Source organism: Pseudomonas sp. SBT1-2 (genome assembly GCF_028640875.1).
Lineage (GTDB): Bacteria > Pseudomonadota > Gammaproteobacteria > Pseudomonadales > Pseudomonadaceae > Aquipseudomonas > Aquipseudomonas chlororaphis_I.
Map to the genome: position 1 here is coordinate 164,101 of NZ_JAQZAA010000066.1, position 16,773 is coordinate 180,873.

General features: G+C 62.5%; 13 protein-coding genes. 4 read left to right on the forward strand and 9 right to left on the reverse strand.

The features are described 5' to 3' along the window. Positions 1 to 20: 20 nt before the first annotated feature. On the reverse strand, positions 21 to 725 hold the full coding sequence (locus PVZ78_RS10890; protein WP_009049760.1) for a YoaK family protein: 705 nt from the start codon (positions 723 to 725) through the stop codon (positions 21 to 23). 51 nt (positions 726 to 776) lie between these two features. Next, the gene (locus tag PVZ78_RS10895) at positions 777 to 1,109 is read right to left on the reverse strand and encodes a DUF6388 family protein (protein WP_273828669.1); all 333 of its coding nucleotides are present in this window, start codon (positions 1,107 to 1,109) and stop codon (positions 777 to 779) included. A 282-nt stretch (positions 1,110 to 1,391) separates the two neighbouring features. Here PVZ78_RS10895 and PVZ78_RS10900 point away from each other — a divergent pair, with 282 nt between their 5' ends. Next, complete coding sequence (locus PVZ78_RS10900; protein ID WP_009049758.1) at positions 1,392 to 1,640, forward strand: DUF1652 domain-containing protein; 249 nt, start codon at positions 1,392 to 1,394, stop codon at positions 1,638 to 1,640. A gap of 90 nt (positions 1,641 to 1,730) precedes the next feature. On the opposite strand, the gene PVZ78_RS10905 is transcribed toward PVZ78_RS10900, so the two are convergent. Continuing rightward, on the reverse strand, positions 1,731 to 1,967 hold the full coding sequence (locus PVZ78_RS10905) for a DUF6555 family protein (RefSeq protein ID WP_009049757.1): 237 nt from the start codon (positions 1,965 to 1,967) through the stop codon (positions 1,731 to 1,733). Positions 1,968 to 2,445: 478 nt separating this feature from the next. Between PVZ78_RS10905 and PVZ78_RS10910 the strand changes: the two genes are divergently transcribed. The 3 genes from PVZ78_RS10910 to PVZ78_RS10920 all read left to right on the forward strand — a co-directional run bounded on the left by PVZ78_RS10910 (position 2,446) and on the right by PVZ78_RS10920 (position 5,794). Next, on the forward strand, positions 2,446 to 2,781 hold the full coding sequence (locus PVZ78_RS10910) for a hypothetical protein (protein WP_016701875.1): 336 nt from the start codon (positions 2,446 to 2,448) through the stop codon (positions 2,779 to 2,781). 708 nt (positions 2,782 to 3,489) lie between these two features. Then, on the forward strand, positions 3,490 to 5,136 hold the full coding sequence (mqo, locus tag PVZ78_RS10915) for a malate dehydrogenase (quinone) (protein ID WP_038633613.1): 1,647 nt from the start codon (positions 3,490 to 3,492) through the stop codon (positions 5,134 to 5,136). Between the two features lie 259 nt (positions 5,137 to 5,395). Beyond that, a complete protein-coding gene (locus tag PVZ78_RS10920) occupies positions 5,396 to 5,794 on the forward strand; it encodes a hypothetical protein (RefSeq protein WP_016701874.1) in 399 nt (132 codons plus the stop codon). Between the two features lie 12 nt (positions 5,795 to 5,806). Here the strand turns inward: PVZ78_RS10920 and PVZ78_RS10925 are convergent, their stop codons facing one another. From PVZ78_RS10925 to PVZ78_RS10950, 6 genes are all read right to left on the reverse strand, one after another. Beyond that, a complete protein-coding gene (locus PVZ78_RS10925; protein ID WP_273828670.1) occupies positions 5,807 to 7,990 on the reverse strand; it encodes a TonB-dependent siderophore receptor in 2,184 nt (727 codons plus the stop codon). Between the two features lie 333 nt (positions 7,991 to 8,323). Then, complete coding sequence (locus PVZ78_RS10930; RefSeq protein ID WP_273828671.1) at positions 8,324 to 9,730, reverse strand: ATP-binding protein; 1,407 nt, start codon at positions 9,728 to 9,730, stop codon at positions 8,324 to 8,326. After that, the gene (locus tag PVZ78_RS10935; RefSeq protein WP_273828672.1) at positions 9,727 to 11,538 is read right to left on the reverse strand and encodes a DAHL domain-containing protein; all 1,812 of its coding nucleotides are present in this window, start codon (positions 11,536 to 11,538) and stop codon (positions 9,727 to 9,729) included. Before PVZ78_RS10935 ends, PVZ78_RS10930 begins: the two co-directional genes overlap by 4 nt. Continuing rightward, a complete protein-coding gene (locus PVZ78_RS10940) occupies positions 11,535 to 12,488 on the reverse strand; it encodes a cytochrome-c peroxidase (protein WP_016701870.1) in 954 nt (317 codons plus the stop codon). Before PVZ78_RS10940 ends, PVZ78_RS10935 begins: the two co-directional genes overlap by 4 nt. Before the next feature lie 25 nt (positions 12,489 to 12,513). Further along, entirely contained in the window at positions 12,514 to 14,382 is a 1,869-nt protein-coding gene (locus PVZ78_RS10945) for a GGDEF and EAL domain-containing protein (RefSeq protein ID WP_009049749.1), read from the reverse strand. Beyond that, the gene (locus PVZ78_RS10950; RefSeq protein ID WP_009049748.1) at positions 14,379 to 16,655 is read right to left on the reverse strand and encodes a GGDEF/EAL domain-containing response regulator; all 2,277 of its coding nucleotides are present in this window, start codon (positions 16,653 to 16,655) and stop codon (positions 14,379 to 14,381) included. Before PVZ78_RS10950 ends, PVZ78_RS10945 begins: the two co-directional genes overlap by 4 nt. Positions 16,656 to 16,773: the final 118 nt, after the last annotated feature.

The following is a 16,773-nucleotide window of genomic DNA, read 5'->3' on the forward strand; positions in this document are numbered from 1 at the left end:
CCGGGCCCGGCGAAGTGGCTTTAGCGCGGCATATAGCCCAGTTGCCAGCGATGGGGGATCTTCAGCGACAACAGCCCCAGCAGCGCCGACAGCAGGCCGCTGACGAACAGGGCCGCGAGGCCGAGATGCTGTTCCAGAACGGCGCCCAGCACGGCGCCGGCGAACATGCCGCTCCAGGGCACCAGCTGCACGCGCCAGCCATTGCGCCGCTCGCCGAGCATCCAGCGGCCCAGGCCGCGGCCAAAGCGCGACAGGGCGCCGGTGACATAGGTCAGGCCCACGGGAAGCCCGTTCACTTCCTCGACGGCGGCATTGAGCATGCCCATGGAGATGATCGCGGCCAGCACGGCCGGTAGCCGTTGTTCAAACGGCCAGGCGGCTGCCGCGCACAGCAGCGTGGCAATGCACAGCAGCAGCGGCAGGGCGCGGCGCCCGCCAAAGCGGCTGACGACTATGCCCAGGGCGTTGCCTGCGATGAAGGTGGCGACCAGCAGCACCAGGTGCAGGGTCAGGGCCAGGTCGGCATCGCTGATGGCGACGGCCAGGCGCGTGGTGTTGCCGCTCATGAAGGAGACGAAATCGCCGGTGGCCATGAAGCCGATGGCGTCGGTCATGCCGGCCAGGACCGACAGGCTGGCGACCAGGCACAGGCCTATGCGGCCGCGCCATTTCTGGCGCCGCAGCAGCTCCGGGTTACTACGAAGACTGGTGGAAGAGGGCAGCATCAGCGTTGACTCATGGTGACAGTGATCCTTTATCGAAGGCCCGAGCGGCGCTCAATCGCGCGGCAGGCCATGTAGCTCGCAATACTCGCTCCAGGGCATGCTGGCCATTTCCGCCACTTCCCGGTGCACTTCGAGCCGCCGCACGGCAAATTCCTCCGCGCTCTGTGCGGTCAGTTGCAGGCTCAGTTCCCAGGCAAACAGGCCCTGACGTTCCGCCTCGGCCTCGAAGGCTTCGTGCAGTCGCTCGGCGCGGTATTGTTCCTGGGTTTCGCCCCTGGCCTGGGCGGCCAGAGGGTTGAGGTGATCGAGTGCTTCACGAAGCTCCGGGCGCGCCGCGAGAAACTTCTGCTGGGCCACTTCATGCGGGTGTTCGGGGGCGGCCATCGGTGATCCTGGATGGGGTTGGAGGAAGTCGTTTCGGCTTGGGGCTGTGCGAAAGCCCAGCGACCATAACGCCTGGCCGGTCCAGCGTCAAAATGCTCCCGGGCGGAGCTGCCGCGACGGACGGTCGAAGCCATGTCCGCGCCATGCCACTGAGCGGATTGGCTTGGCAAAAATGCGTGTTGGATAACACTTTCCACTGAATGCCTTGGTATGAGCCCCGTTCTTGTGACCTATTCTCAACAGGCACTCTCTCCAAGTGGCGTCGCCAAGGAGGAATTTCTCATGCTCTCGATGGACGAGCTTTGCCAGATCCTGGAGTCCGGTTTTCTGCCGCTTTCCTGCACCTGCACCGTCAACCCCGACGGCTCCCTGGCGATCAAGGTTTTCGAGCCGCAAAGCGGACGGATCGACCTGTTCATTACCAGGGTATCGACCGAGCATCTCACCAGTGTCCGCGCGGCGGCCAATTTTGTCGGTGAGTTGCGGACTGAAATCAGGGCGGGGCGTCGGGCATTTGCCGGCGGTTTCTAGTGATTGAACACGTTGAGCATTGGGCAGGTCGAGCGCGCTTCCTTGCGCGAATGTGGCAGGTGACGTCTGAACGGTTGCGGGGAGGCGGGGCTAGTTCTTTTCAGACAGCTCTCTCCAGTTCGCCAGCGTGACGCCACTGCGCTCGGCGAATGTCTGCATGGTGCGGTAGGTCCCGCCGCAGGGGGTGTCGAGGGTAATCAGGCACCCTGAATGCAGAAAGGCAAGATACCAGGTATCGCTGTCGCTCAATCGCGCGCCCTGGTAGGTGAAGGTCCTTTGCGAACCTGCGAAACAGTAGCGGATTTCGAAAGTCTTGATGCTGTTCATCGCCGCGTCCTTTGGGCTGTATTTGGGTGTTGGCGATTCAAGATATTCCCAAAAGGACGCGTTGGCGTGCACCGCTCATCCGAACTCTATGAACAGTCGCGGTTCGTTCCTCAAATGCTTCGCCGCATTCTCCTGCACCTCACGCGCGCCTGGCTGCAACCGCCCTCAATAGGTGTCATGTTGAGCCAGGTCGTCGGTGATGGTGAACCAGGGCGCCTTGCTCCCGACGACATGGCGGCTGGCGCTGACCCGAGGATCGCTGTCCAGGGTCCCCAGGGGGAACCCGGGTACGTGTGGGGCGGCATCAAAACGGGTGAACCATTTGCCTGTTCGGGACGTGATGGGGTTAACGGTTTTTTGACAGCTGTCAGGTGATGATCGCCGGGCGGGGGACCGTTCGGCGAAAGAGGCAGGTGCTGCTAACGGTCGGCGCGGGCAAATGATACATTTCTCGATTTTTTAGGGGTGAGGAAGACATATGCGAGTTTGGCTAGGGGCGTCGCTGATGGGATTGTTGGCCGGGTGTTCGTTACCCACGGCTTTGGCACCGGGCAAGCCGAATGTCAGTGAGCTGACTGGCAAAACGCCAAAAGACTATGCGCAGTGTGTTCTGCCAGCCTGGCAGCGTGAGACGCCCAGGAGCACCCAGGCCGATATCTCCAACGGTTATCGGATCACCGCTCCTGGCAGCCTGGCATCGGATGAGGTCGTGGAAGTGGTGAAGTCGAAGAACGGCAGCCTGGTCTCGCTCTACCAGGGAACACCCTGGGCCAAGTCCGCGGTGCTGAAAAAGGCCGTGCACGATTGCCTGTAAGGCCGCTTCACGCCTTGCGTGAACGACCTGTCAAAGTGACAGCCCGCTGCCGTGGAACCGCAGGATCCCACCCACAAGAAAGCCCTGACCGTTCAGGGCTTTTTTGTGCCGGGTATTCGCCGGGCCTTGTCCGGAGGGCTCACTTTGCTCGCATCAGGGCAAGTTCTTGAATCATCAAGGTGCTTTTCTGCATAAAAACAGGATAAATCTGACAGTTTTTTTGACGGCTTTATCCGTCCAGTAGACAATGGCGCGTTAGCCACCACCCATGATGGCCATTTCGTTTTCAGCAGGAGGGCTGCCAGGGTTTGGGGGCGATCCCTGTTGCGATACCCGTGGCCTTGCCGCTGTCAGGCGGTGATCGGGGCATTGGCAGCAGGCCGATCGTGATACCGGGTGTTGTTGACTCACTCCTTTGGTTACACCCGACTAGTCTCTCTGTGGGAATGTGGTTTTAGCGGGCGTTTCGGACCGTCGATCGATGCTGTCCGAAGGCGTCCCAACAAAAGAGTGTCACTCAAGTAGCTGAAGCCAATAGCGAATAAGAAGTCAGCGCAGGAGCGACATATAAACTGAGGTCGATAGTGTCATGTCGGCCTTGTGTGCCCACCCTTCAGTTCTTCTGAGTGCGGGAACCCATGGCGGTGCCGGGGCGACTGATGATCGAGAATGGGGGGGCGGATGGCGTTCTATCGTAGGAACTACTGTATGTTGAAAAAAGTGAACACGGCCCTGCTGGGCTTGGCGATGACGATGGGGCTCAGCTCCGCGTACGCCGCCGAGACCAAGAAAGTGGATGTGCTGCTCATCGGTGGCGGCATCATGAGTTCGACCCTGGGTGTCTGGCTCAATGAGCTGGAGCCGGGCTGGTCGATGGAAATGGTCGAGCGCCTCGACGGCGTTGCCGAAGAAAGCTCGAACGGCTGGAACAACGCCGGTACCGGTCACTCTGCCCTGGCGGAACTGAACTACACCCCGGAAAACAAGGACGGCAAGGTCGAGATCGCCAAGGCCATCGAGATCAACGAAGCGTTCCAGATTTCCCGCCAGTTCTGGTCGTGGCAAGTCAAGAACAATGTCCTGAAGAACCCGCGTTCGTTCATCAACTCCACTCCGCACATGAGCTTCGTGTGGGGCGATGACAACATCAAGTTCCTGAAGAAACGCTACGAAGCGCTTCAGGCGAGCCCGCTGTTCGCCGGCATGCAGTACTCCGAAGACCCGGAGCAGATCAAGAAGTGGGTCCCGCTGATGATGGAAGGGCGCGATCCGAAGCAGAAGATCGCCGCCACCTGGTCGCCGCTCGGCACCGACATGAACTTCGGCGAGATCACCCGCCAGTTCGTCGGCCACCTGAAAGCCCAGCCGAACTTCTCGCTCAAGCTGTCGAGCGAAGTGGAAGACATCAAGCGTAACGAAGATGGCTCCTGGCGCGTGGTGTACAAGAACCTGAAAGACGGTACTGAAACCCAGACCGACGCCAAGTTCGTGTTCATCGGCGCGGGCGGCGGTGCCCTGCACCTGCTGCAGAAGTCGGGCATCCCTGAAGCCCAGGAATATGCCGGTTTCCCTGTGGGCGGCTCGTTCCTGGTGACCGAGAACCCGGCGATCGCCGAGCAGCACCTGGCGAAGGCCTACGGCAAGGCGTCGGTCGGCGCTCCACCGATGTCGGTGCCGCACCTGGACACCCGCGTGCTGGACGGCAAGCGCGTGATCCTGTTTGGCCCGTTCGCGACCTTCTCCACCAAGTTCCTCAAGGAAGGTTCGTACCTCGACCTGCTGACCACTACCACCACTCACAACATCTGGCCTATGACCAAGGTCGGCATCAAGGAGTACCCGCTGGTCGAGTACCTCGCCGGCCAGCTGATGCTGTCGGATGAAGACCGCCTGAATGCCCTGAAAGAGTACTTCCCTAACGCCAAGGCTGAAGACTGGCGTCTGTGGCAGGCCGGCCAGCGCGTGCAGATCATCAAGCGTGACGAGCAGCTGGGTGGCGTGCTGAAACTGGGCACCGAGATTGTCAGCGCCAAGGACGGCAGCATTGCCGGCCTGCTGGGTGCCTCGCCAGGTGCTTCGACCGCCGCGCCGATCATGCTCAGCGTGCTGGAGAAGGTTTTCAAGGACAAGGTCGCGACGCCTGCCTGGCAGGCGAAGCTGCACCAGATCGTGCCGAGCTACGGTACCCAGCTCAACGGCAGTCCTGAGCGTGTCGCTCAAGAGTGGGCCTACACCAGCGAAGTGCTGCAATTGACTCCGCCACCGGCCATCGGTCAGACCGCTGCTCCTCAGCAGCCGGCTGGCGACAAGCCGAAAGCGCAAGAGAGCAACCCGTCGGCTGACATGGCTCTGTAATACCCGGCTGCGCCCAACACTGTTGGATGCCGCCAATACCCGGAACCCGCTGTTCGTTCCAGGTTAAAAAAAACGCCGCTCCCAGGAGCGGCGTTTTTGTTTGTGCGGCGCGCTCAAGCGCCTTTGCCCTCGCGTCCTGCGACCCTGCCTTGCGCCCATGGCGCCTTGCTGACCGAAACATCCAGGTCACGCCTGCCCGGGAACTATTGCCGGGGAATCCCTTTCCATAAGCTCGACGCAATGATGCCTGGAGAAGGCGATGTTCAGAGCTGGCTCTTTAATCTCGATCGTCTCGATTCTGCTATCGATCCCGCTGGATGCCGACGCTGCGCCTGGCGCGCAGGCGAACGCGCGGTACTCCAACGATCATGCGAATTGGGAGCGTCTTCCCGTGGTCAACTACTACCAGGTGAAAACGCTGTTGCAGGCTTCGAAGCGGGACTGGAGCCCGACCGCGGCCCTGCCGGCGGACATCAGGCAGAACCTTCGCCGGGGCAGGACGTTGCCCGCGCAGCAATCGCGACGCTTGAACCCCAGGCTGGTCCGGCAGTTGCCGCGTTACGACGGTTACCAGTGGTGGCGCGCGGGTTCCGATCTGCTGCTGGTCAGGACCTCGAATCGGATGATTTTCGACGTCCTGGTCGACGCCTTCCAGTAGGCCTGGCCCCGATCAGAAGTTGATCGAGGCACTCAAGCGCGCGGTCAGGGGCGCGCCCTGGAACAGGTAGCCATCGCCCATGTATTCACCAGCATCGCGCCAGTAGCGCTTGTCGAACAGGTTGTCCACGGTCAGCCGGAACACGGTGTCGTAACCGTCGATCCGGGTGCTGTAGCGGCTGCCGATGTTGAACACGGCGTAGCTGCCGGTCTGCACTTCGCCCTCGCGGTTGGCGTATTTGCGACCGCTGTACTGCACCCCGCCAAGCAGCGCCAAACCGTCGAACCAGGGCAGGGCGTAGTCGCCATAGAGGCTGGCGCGCAGGGTCGGCACGTTGAGCGCCTGGTGACCTTCGTACTCCGGGGTGTCGCTGCCGGTGACCCGCGCGCGGATCGCCGCGACACTGGCCGAGACTTGCAGGCGTTGGGTGGCCCAGCCATTGGCCGAGAGTTCCAGCCCGGTGTTCTTCTGTTCGCCCTGCTGGGTGAAAGTGAAGGTGCCGTCGCCATTCGGCCGGGAATACTGGTAGGCCTGGCGGATCTGGAACAGCGCCGCGGCCAGGCTGATGCGCTGCCAGTCGTATTTGATGCCGGCCTCGATCTGCCGCGACACGGTGGGCGCGAGGATCTCGAAGGCATTGCTGGCGAACCACGGCGCTTCGCCGCCCAGGGACAGGCCCTTGCTGTAACGGGTGTACAGCGCCAGGTTCTGCACCGGCTTATAGATCAGCGCGGCCTGGGGCAGGAACACATAACGCTGGGTGTGGCGGGTGGTGTCGCCCTGGCTGTCGAAGGTTTCCTCGTCCAGGCGTACTTCGCGCCCGCCGAGCACGGTCTGCCAGTGTTCGTTGAAGCTGATGCGGTCGTTGAAGAACAGCCCGTACTGGCGGCTGTCCAGGCGGCGATAGGCGTCGTTGAGCGGTCCGTCGTAGCGGGCGAAATCCGCTGGTTCGCCGTTGATATTGGCGCTGCCGATCATCTGGTTGATCGGGTCGCGCTTGTCTACCACGCGGCGGAACGCGCTGGTCCCGACGCTGAGTTCGTGGCCCAGGCCGGCGGTGTCGAAGCTGCCGCTGAGGACGGCCTGCACCTCATCGTTGCGCCGGGTATCGTCGGGGCTGCGGAAGTCGTAGATGTCGTAGTCGCCCTCGGGGCTGAAGTGATTGGGCACCGTTGTGCCGGCGCAACTGGCGGCGCCATAGCAACCCCAGGCGAACGAGCTGTAGTCGTCGATCACCACCCGGCTGCGCGAGGCGCTGAGGTTGCCTTTCCATTGATCGTTGAAGCGGTATTCGAAATTGCCGTTGAGGTTCAGCGCGTCGGTGCTGACCGGCTTCGAGCCGCTCTGGTGCGCCAGGAGCTTTTTCGGCGAGGCGTGGTGCGGCAGGCTGGAGCCGCCGAGCAACTGATAGCCCGGGGCCGAACGCTGTTCCTTGGTCTGGTACTCGACATCCAGTTGCAACAGGGCGTCGGGGCTGATGTTCCAGTCGAAGGCCAGGGACGCGAAGTCGCGCTGGCCATTGGTGTGTTCGACGTAAGAGTGGATGTCCTCGTGGGCCAGGTTGGCGCGCAGCCCGAACTGCTGCTCGCTGCCGAACCAGCCGCCGACATCGGTGGCCACATAACCGCTGCCGCGATCGTCGGTGGAGACGGTGACCGAGCGTACGTCGGTGGGGCGCTTGGTCACGTAGTTGATCAGCCCGCCGGGTTCGCTGACGCCGCTCTGCAGGCCGTTCAGCCCCTTGAGCAATTCCACCTGCTGCTTGTTTTCCAGGCCGACGTTCTGCTCGCCGGTGATGCTGCGACCATTGATCCGGTAGCTGCTGGCGGCGTTCAGGGAGAAACCGCGCACCGTGAAGTTCTCGTAGTAACCGACCGGCGCGTAGCTTTCACCGACCGAGGCGTCGTTCTTCAGCACCTCGCTGAGCAGGCGGGCCTGCTGGTCCTTGATCAAGTCTTCGTTGATCACCGCAATCGAGGCCGGCGTGTCGAGCAGGGGAGCCGCCTCGAAACCACCGACCACGGCGCTGCTGGCCTGATAACCGGAGCGGTCTTCGCCGGTCACGGTCAGCGCCGGCAATTCGGTTTCGGCGGCCTGGGTCACGGGTGCGGCACCGGCCAGCAGCAGGCTCAGCAGATTGCGCGCGAACCGCGGGGCGGGCAGCCCCTGGCGGGAGGCCCGGTAAAGCATATCCATGAAAAGCTCCTCGACGATGGCGATCCCGGCCCCGGCGAATACCAGGCACGGAGGTCCAGGCGCGCTCGGGAAAGCATCGTGCTGTTTAAGACGGGGGAAGCGCTGTGTGCCCTGAAGGCGTCAGGCCGGATTTGCTCCGGTGGTCATTGGCAAGACGAAATCCGCGACCCATTCTTGAAGCGCGCCATCATACAAGAGATCGGGCTCGTGGCATGCACGGTCCCTGTAGGAGCGAGGCTTGCCCGCGATGGGGGTTTACCTGACCCATCGCGCTGCCTGGATCGCCAGCAAGCTTGGCTCCTACAGAAGCGGTGGCGTCATCGAGAACGCCGTTCAGCCGGCCTTTTTGCTCTGGTGCACGGGAAGCTCGACGCGGAAGGTGGTGCCGACACCGACCTCGCTGCGCACCGAGATGTCGCCGCGGTGCTTCTTGACGATGCCGTAGGACAGCGACAGCCCCAGCCCCGTGCCCTGGCCCACGGGCTTGGTGGTGAAAAACGGGTCGAAGATCTTCTGCAGGCTGTCCGGCGGAATGCCCGAGCCGTTGTCGGCCACTTCGATCCACACGTTCTCGCCCTCGACGCCATTGCGCAGGGTAATGGTGCCCCGTTCGTTGCCCATGGCCTGGGCGGCGTTGACGATCAGGTTCATCACCACCTGGTTGATCTGCGAAGGCAGGCACTCGACCTCCGGCAGCTCGGCGTATTCCTTGATCACGTCGGCCTTGTACTTGATCTCGGCGGCGACGATGTTCAGGGTCGAGTCGATGCCCTGTTGCAGGTTCGCCCATTGCCATTCCTGGGTCGAATCGACCCGGGAAAAGTCCTTGAGGTCCTTGACGATCTGGCTGACCCGGCCGATGCCGTCCTTGGACTCCTTGATCAGCAACGGAATGTCCTCGAGGAGGAAATCCAGCTCGATGTCCGTGCGCAGTTGTTTCAGCCGATCGCGCAGCTCGCTGGCGCCGATCCCGGTTTCGGCGTTGGCGTAAGCCTCGAGCATCTCCTGCAAGCGCTTGAAGTAATTGTCCAGGGCGCCGAGGTTGGAGGAAATGAAGCCGATCGGGTTGTTGATTTCGTGGGCGACCCCGGCGGCCAACTGGCCCAGGGAGGCGAGCTTTTCCGATTGCACCAGCTGGCTTTCCAGCAGCTTGCGCTCGTCGATTTCCCGTTGCAGCGCGGCGCTAGCCTGCTTGAACGCCAGGGTGCGTTGCTCCACCCGTTCTTCCAGCTCGCTCATCTGCAGCTGCGCGCGCAAGGTCATTTCCCACTTGGTGGTGAGGGTGTTGGCCATCTGCTGGACTTCGATATTGTCGAAGGGCTTTTTCAGGATCAGCAGGCGGTCATGACCGTTCAGGCGATCGAGCAACTCGTCCCAGGAGTAATCGGAATAGGCGGTGCACACCACCACCTGCAGCAGTGGGTCGTGTTTCCACAACTCTTCGATGGTTTGCGCGCCATCCCAGCCATCGGGCATGCGCATGTCGACAAAGGCCAGGGCATAGGGCTGGCCCTTGCTCGCCGCCTCCAGCAGTTTGCCCAGGCCTTCCTGGCCACCGTAGGCCGAGTCCAGTTCGAACACCGTGGCGGCGGTTTTCGGCGCACTGCCGAACAGCGTGCTTTCCATTGCATCGAGGTCGGCGCTGTCGCCGGTCTTGGGGGTGAGGATCTTGCGGAAGTCGTCGTGGATCGCAGGGGTGTCGTCGATCAGCAGGACGCGCCGGTTTATCGGGTTGTTCATGACTCACCTTCGGCGGGGATCAGTGGGATCTGCAGGACGAACAGCGCGCCTTTGCCCGGACCGTCGCTGTGGGCGGTCAGGTGGCCATTCATCTCGATGGCCGCCAGTGCGCAACTGTGCAGGCCGAACCCATGGCCTTCCTTACGGGTGGTGAAGCCGTGGGCGAAGATGCGGGTCATGTTTTCCGGGGCGATGCCTTCGCCTTCGTCGCGCACGCTGATCTGCAAGGTTTCGCCGTCGACCACCGCTGCCGCCAGGGTCATGTTGCGCGTCTGGTTGGCCAGGTCGGACATGGCGTACTTGGCGTTGCTGATCAGGTTGATCAGGATCAGCAGCAGGCGGTGTTTGTCGCCCATGATCCGCGGCACATCGGCGTAATCCTTGAGCACGGTCACATGATGGCGGGTGAGGGCGCCGGAGTTCATGCGCAGCGCGTCTTCGAGCAGTTCGCTGATCGACAGGGGTTCCAGCAGGCTGCTGGCACCCGCATAGGATTGCTGGGTGGCGACGATGTCCTTGATGTGATCGACGCTTTTGCTCAGTTGCGTCAGCTCCTCGGTCATGCCTTGCTGTTCCAGGTCGATGGCCTCGACCAGCTGGTTCAGGTAGCCGGGCAGCAACTTGCCTTTTGCATCCTCGGTGAGAAAGCTGCCCAGGTCCTCTTTGTGCTCGTTGATCAGTTGCATCGCCTTGCCCAGCCCCTGGGCCTTGCTGTTGCGCAGCTTGCGGCTGACCAGGTCGGCGGAGATGTTCACGCTGTTGAGCACGTTGCCGACGTTGTGCAGGACGTTGGTAGCGATTTCCGCCATGCCGGCCTGGCGGGCGGTGTCGAGCAGCTCGCTCTGGGTGTCCTTGAGCTGGCGCGTGCGCTCTTCGACCCTTTGCTCGAGTTCGTCGTTGGCGGTCACCAGGGCCCGGTTCATCTGGTTGATCTCGGCAAAGCTGCGGATCAGGCGGATGCCCAGCCAGATCAGCAGCAGCACCAGCAGCGCGGAAAACAGCAGCAGGTAGAAATGGTACTGCTGGTCGACGGTCTCGGCCTGCTGCTGGTCGCGGTTGAGCAGGACGGTGATGTCGTCCAGGCGTTCGTCGACCGGCACCACTTCTATTTCCTCGAGCAGGCGGTTGACCTTGGGTTGCTCGCGCAGGATCAGCCCGACATGGTTGCTGAGGGTATCGATCAGCTCATGGAAGTCTGTGGGCAAGCGCTCCTTGTTGACCGCCAGCTTGTTCAGGCCCACCAGGATGTCCGCGGCCCGGTCGGCGGAGGTGACCTGGGCGAACTCCAGGCTGCTGAGCAACAGGTCGTAGGTATCGGTGGCGATGTTTTGCAACTGCAATTTGTCCACGTCCTGCAGTTGCGCCAGCTCCTGCTGGATGTCGTCCTCGGCGGTCGGCAGGAAGGCCAGGGAGTTGCGCAGCACGGAGTTGTGCGACTTGAACTGTTCCACCAGCCGGGTCTTTTCCTTTATCGCGCTCAGGTAGCCGTCATGGGCGTTGCGCCACAGCGGCGAATTGTTGCGCTGGTTCTGAGCCTCTATCGAGTCGAATTTCTGCCACAGGCGCGTCATTTCGCCCAGGGGTGAAACCAGTGGGTCGTAGTTGTGGGTGATGGCCACCCTGGCCTTGAGTATTTCGTTCTCCCACAGCGAATCCTGCTGCTTGATCTGGCGGATCAGGTCGCGGGATTCGGTGTAGGTCACGGTCTGGTCGGACCTGGACTTGAGGTAGAGAAACAACAGGATCGAAGCCAGCAGGGCCGCCAGGGCGGACAGCAGCAGGATGCTCACGCGACGGGATACTTTCATAAGGGTTTGCCTTCCCACTCGCCGGTCAGGGTCTTGAGAAACTTGACGATCAGACGTTTGTCTTCCTCGGACGGTGTACGCCCCAACTGGTACTTGAACATCACCGCCACGGCGCCTTCGAGGGTGGCTTGCGAGCCGTCGTGGAAGTACGGCGCGGTGACCGCGACGTTACGCAGGCTCGGCACCTTGAACACATTGCGGTCTTCTTCTTCGCCCGTGACGTTGAACCGTCCCAGGTCGGCCTCGGTCGGATTGCCCCGGGCCGCGAAGTAGTCGCCGAGCACGCCGAATTTCTGGAACATGTTGCCGCCGATATTCACCCCCTGGTGACAGGCGATGCAGCCGTATTCCTGGAAGCGCTGGTAGCCGTACTTTTCCTCGATGTCGAGGATCTCGGTGTTGCCCGCCAGGTACTGGTCGAAGCGCGAGTTGACACTGAGCAGGGTGCGCTCGTAGTCGGCCAGGGCGCCCTGGATATTGCTCTGGGTCACGGCGTCGGGGTAGGCGTCGGCGAAGGCGGTGCGATAGGCCGGGTCGTCGGCAATGCGTTGCACCACGACTTTCCAGTCGCTGCCCATTTCACTGGGGCTCTGCACCACGATATGCACCTGGTCTTCCAGGGTCTCGACCCGACCGTCCCAGAACTGATGGAAGTTCAGGCTGGCGTTGAACACGCTCGGGGTATTGACCACCACCGGCTTGCCATCGAAACCCAGGGAGTGCGGGACGGTGTCGGCACCACCTTGGTCGAGGCGATGGCAACTGGCGCATGACAGGCTGTTGTTCACCGACAGGCGTGGGTCGTTGAACAGTCGTCGTCCCAGTTCGACCCGTTTGCTGTCCAGCACCGGAACTGCGGGGAGGGGTTTGAGCGGTCCTTCCAGTGGCGCAGCCGCGGCGCCTGGAGCGAACAGCAAGCCAGTCGAAAGGAGTAAGACGAGTGACAACATGGAGGTTTCCTTACCAGGCACAACTTCATGGATGGGGCAGGTGAGGTTGCAGGGAGTCGACCAGGAAGCGGGCGAAGGCGTCGGGCTCCACGGCCTTGCTGAAGTAGAAGCCCTGGCCTTCCTCGCAATGGTGGCGCTTGAGGAAGTCCAGTTGCTCGAGGGTCTCGATCCCTTCGGCGATGATGCTCAGATTGAGGCTCTTGCCCAGGTCGATGATGCTGCTGACCAGTTTCGCGTCGTTGCTGTCGGTACCCAGGTCACGCACGAACGACTGGTCGATCTTCAGCACGTCGACCGGGAACTTCTGCAGGTAACTCAAGCTCGAGTAGCCGGTGCCAAAGTCGTCGATGGCCAGGCGCACGCCCAGTTGCTTGATGGCGCGGAGCGTGGCGATGGTGGCGTCGACGTTCTGCATCAGCACGCTTTCGGTGATTTCCAGCTCCAGCAGCTTCGGGGCGAGCCCGGTCTCGGTCAGCGTGCGGGTGAGACGCTCGACGTAGTCGCGCTGGCGAAAATCGATGGCCGACACGTTCACCGACATGCAGATGGGGGGCAGGCCCTGCTTTTGCCAGGCCTGGGATTGCAGGCAGGCTTGGCGCAATACCCATTGGCTGAGGGCGACGATCAGTCCGCTGTCTTCGGCCACCGGGATGAAGGCCGAGGGGAACACCCAGCCATGGCCGGGCCGGTTCCAGCGCACCAGCGCTTCGGCGCCGACCACCGTGCCCCGGGCCAGGTCCAGCTTGGGCTGGTAGTGCAGGACGAACTCTTCGCGCTGCAACGCCAGGCGCAGGCCGGTTTCCAGGGTCTGCTGCTGGCGCGCGCGCAGGTTCATGTCGTCGATGAAAAAACTGAAGTCGTTGGGGCCGCAATCCTTGACGTTGCGCATGGCGGTCTCGGCCTTCTTGATCAGCGTTACGGCATCGGAACCGTCGTCGGGGTAGATGCTGATGCCCAGGCTGGCGGTGACCGTCAGGTCGTGGCCTGCCACGGAGTGAGGGGTATTGACGGCGGCCAGGAGTTTTTCGGCCACCCCTCGGGTCTGCTGCGGATGCAGGATGTCGCCGAGAATCACCACGAACTCGTCCGAACCGTAGCGAAACACCGAGTCGGACTCGCGCACCGCCGCCGCCAGGCTCTGGGCGACGAGCTTGAGCATTTCGTCTCCCGCCGGGTGCCCGAGGGCATTGTTGATGCGTTTGAAACGGTCCAGGCCGATGAACATCACCGCCAGCTTGCGGTCATGACGGCGTGACTGTGACAGGTGCTGGGTCAGGCGGTCGCCCAGCAAGGTGCTGTTGGGCAGCCCGGTGAGCACATCGTAATGCAGCAGGTGCGACACGCTCAGCAGTTCCTGGACCCGTTCCTCGATGGTCTGTTCCAGGTTGCGCATCTTGCTCGCCACGTCCTGCGCCAGTTGCCACTTCCAGGTCAGGGCACTGGCCATCTGGCGGATCTCCAGGCTGTCGAATGGCTTTTTCAGGATCAACAGCTGGTCGCCGAACTCGATGCGTTCGGCCATGGCTTCCCAGGAGTAATCGGAGAACGCCGTGCATAAAGCGATCTGCAGCTGCGGGTCGGTTTTCCAGAGGCGTTCGACGGTCTGCAGGCCATCCCAGCCGGGTGGCATGCGCATGTCAATGAAAGCCAGGGCATACGGCCGGCCTTCGGCCTGGGCGCGCTTGACCAGTTCCACGGCCTCTTCGCCCTGGTAGGCGGAGTCGATCTGGAAGTGCTGGTGAGGCCTGCTGTTGACGCCGAACAGCAAGGCTTCGGTGCTGCCCAACAGCCCTTCGTCTTCGGGGCTGAGAATCTTGCGAAAATCCTGATGGATCGCCGGTGTGTCGTCGATGATCAGAATCCGCCGATTGGGCGCCACGGATAAAGGGCTCACCTGAAATGCTCCGACGTGGGATCCGCCGGCCAGGCACTGCCATCCATAGCGACAGACCTGGCCTTGAGCAGTTCGCCAGCCTGGTCGCTGTCGACTGCCGTACCAAGTGAGTGCCCCAGTGGCGTGCCGCTGGATATCAGGGTGGTGCGCTGCTCCTGGGTTTCCACCCCTTCAGCGGTGACCCCGATCCCCACCTCGCGGGCGAAGTTGAGGATGGCCCGCAGCGTCATGGCGTTGTCCGGGTCGCTGCTGGCGCTGTCGAGAAAACGCTGGGCAAGCTTGAGGTGGTTGACCCTGTAGGTCTTGAGGTAGTCGAACGAGGAATACTCGGTGCCGAAATCGTCGATGGCGATCTTCACGCCCAGCTCGCACAACCTCGGCAGGATATCGTTGTGGGTCCACTTGGTCTGGGCCAGGGTACCCTCGGTGACGTCGAATCTCAGGTCCCACGGGCACAGGCCCCAGCGCGTGGTGGTGCGCAGCACGTCGTAGATCAGTTCCGATCCGGTCTTGAGCTGGACCAGGGACAAATGGATCGCAATCAACGGCGGCGCCACGTTCTGGTCGCGCCAGGCGCTCATCTGCCGGCAAGCCTGGTCCAGCAGCCAATGGCCGAGAGCGATGACGATGCCGGTCTTCTCGGCCGCGGGCATGAAATCCTCGGCCTCGAGCCAGCCGCGCCGGGGGTGGAGCCAACGGACCTGGGCCGCCATGCCGAGGATCCTGCCGGTGCCGAGATCGACTTCCGGCAGGTAATGCAGGTGCAGTTCGTCGCGTTCCAGGGCCAGCTTCAACTCGTTGGCCAGGGTCACCCGCTCCGTGACTTCCCGGTTGATTTCCTCGCTGTGGAAATGGAACTGGTTGCGGCCCTGGTCCTTGGATCGGTACAGCGCCATGTCCGACTGCGCCATCAGGCTGTCGGCGCTCAGGGTCTGCGGGCTGTAGAGGCTGATGCCGATGCTCACCGAGATACGCACCTCGTTACCTTCCAGCGAGTAGGGCAGCACCAGGGTGTCGCGGATTTTCGTCGCCAGCGCGGCGCAGTGCGTGGCCTCGTCGACGTCCAGTTGCAGGATCGCGAACTCGTCGCCACCCAGGCGCGCCACCACATCGTTTTCCCGGGTACAGGCCCTGATACGTCGGGACACTTCCTGCAACAACAGGTCGCCGATGGGGTGGCCGAGGGTGTCGTTGATGCGCTTGAAGTGGTCCAGGTCCAGGTAAAACATCGCGAAGGGCGAGGATCCCCGCCGGGCCGCGGCGAATGCCTGGTGCAGGCGCTCGATCAGGGTGGCGCGGTTGGCCAGCCCGGTCAGGCTGTCGGTGCGGGCCATCAGGGCCATCTTTTCTTCGGCTAGCTTGCGTTCGGTGATGTCGAGGATGATCCCTTCCACTTCGACCAGTTGGCCCTGGTCGTTGCGCACCGGGATGTAGCGGTTTTCCACCCAGCGGAAGGCACCGTCGCCGGTGCGCATGCGGAACTCGATGGACGCTCCCGCCACATCCCGGTCGAGGACCCGGAGCATGGCGCTCTCGACCTTGGCCTGGTCATCGGGGTGGATCAGCGTCTGGGCCCAGTCGGCCGAGGCCACCAGTTGCGCCGCCACATGGCCGAACTTGGTGATGTTGTGGGAGATGTACATCAACTTGAACGACGGCTCGCCGCGCAGGCGATAGAGGATGGTGGGGCTGTTCTGCACGATGATGTTGGCATCGGCCAGCTCGCGGGTGCGTTCCTCGACCGCCTGTTCCAACTGGTCCATTTTCAGCGCGGCGTCTTCGGTCATCTGCCATTTGACGGTCAGGGCGCTGGCCATCTGGCGGATCTCGATGGCATCGAAGGGCTTTTTCAGGATCAGCAGGCGGTCGCCCAGTTGCAGGCGCTCGGCGATGTCTTCCCACGAGTAGTCGGAGTAGGCGGTGCACAGGGCGATTTGCAGCTTGGGGTCGACCTGCCACAGCCGCTCGATGGTTTCCAGGCCGTCCCATCCAGGCGGCATGCGCATGTCGATGAAGGCCATGGCATAGGGCGCATTGCGTTCCAGCGCCGCTTGCACCATGTTCAGCGCCTCCCGGCCCTGGAATGCCGAGTCGAGGAAAAAGTGCTCCAGCGCGGCACTCACGGGCGTACCGAACAGGGCGGCCTCGGCGTCGCTGAGGCCGTCTTCGGGGGCATCCGTGGCGGCGAGGATCTTGCGAAAATCCTCGTGGATCGACGCCGTGTCGTCGACGATCAGAATTCGCCGGTTGGTCCGGTCTGCCGACGCCATCATCGTCGTGCTCCAACCCAGCGCGGGGACCTTATAGATAGGCTCATCGGGCTTCCCTTCCTGCTTCCTGGACATGCAATCCATTTTCGCCTTGAGCATAGTCAGGCTCCCCTGTATGCGC

Bases quoted from the DNA above. Each gene is read 5' to 3' on its own strand.
- PVZ78_RS10935 (WP_273828672.1), bottom strand. From the start codon at position 11,538: ATGAAAGTATCCCGTCGCGTGAGCATCCTGCTGCTGTCCGCCCTGGCG.
- PVZ78_RS10900 (WP_009049758.1), top strand. From the start codon at position 1,392: ATGCTCTCGATGGACGAGCTTTGCCAGATCCTGGAGTCCGGTTTTCTG.
- PVZ78_RS10940 (WP_016701870.1), bottom strand. From the start codon at position 12,488: ATGTTGTCACTCGTCTTACTCCTTTCGACTGGCTTGCTGTTCGCTCCA.
- PVZ78_RS10890 (WP_009049760.1), bottom strand. From the start codon at position 725: ATGCTGCCCTCTTCCACCAGTCTTCGTAGTAACCCGGAGCTGCTGCGG.
- PVZ78_RS10925 (WP_273828670.1), bottom strand. From the start codon at position 7,990: ATGGATATGCTTTACCGGGCCTCCCGCCAGGGGCTGCCCGCCCCGCGG.
- PVZ78_RS10930 (WP_273828671.1), bottom strand. From the start codon at position 9,730: ATGAACAACCCGATAAACCGGCGCGTCCTGCTGATCGACGACACCCCT.
- PVZ78_RS10905 (WP_009049757.1), bottom strand. From the start codon at position 1,967: ATGAACAGCATCAAGACTTTCGAAATCCGCTACTGTTTCGCAGGTTCG.
- PVZ78_RS10910 (WP_016701875.1), top strand. From the start codon at position 2,446: ATGCGAGTTTGGCTAGGGGCGTCGCTGATGGGATTGTTGGCCGGGTGT.
- PVZ78_RS10950 (WP_009049748.1), bottom strand. From the start codon at position 16,655: ATGATGGCGTCGGCAGACCGGACCAACCGGCGAATTCTGATCGTCGAC.
- PVZ78_RS10895 (WP_273828669.1), bottom strand. From the start codon at position 1,109: ATGGCCGCCCCCGAACACCCGCATGAAGTGGCCCAGCAGAAGTTTCTC.
- mqo (WP_038633613.1), top strand. From the start codon at position 3,490: ATGTTGAAAAAAGTGAACACGGCCCTGCTGGGCTTGGCGATGACGATG.
- PVZ78_RS10920 (WP_016701874.1), top strand. From the start codon at position 5,396: ATGTTCAGAGCTGGCTCTTTAATCTCGATCGTCTCGATTCTGCTATCG.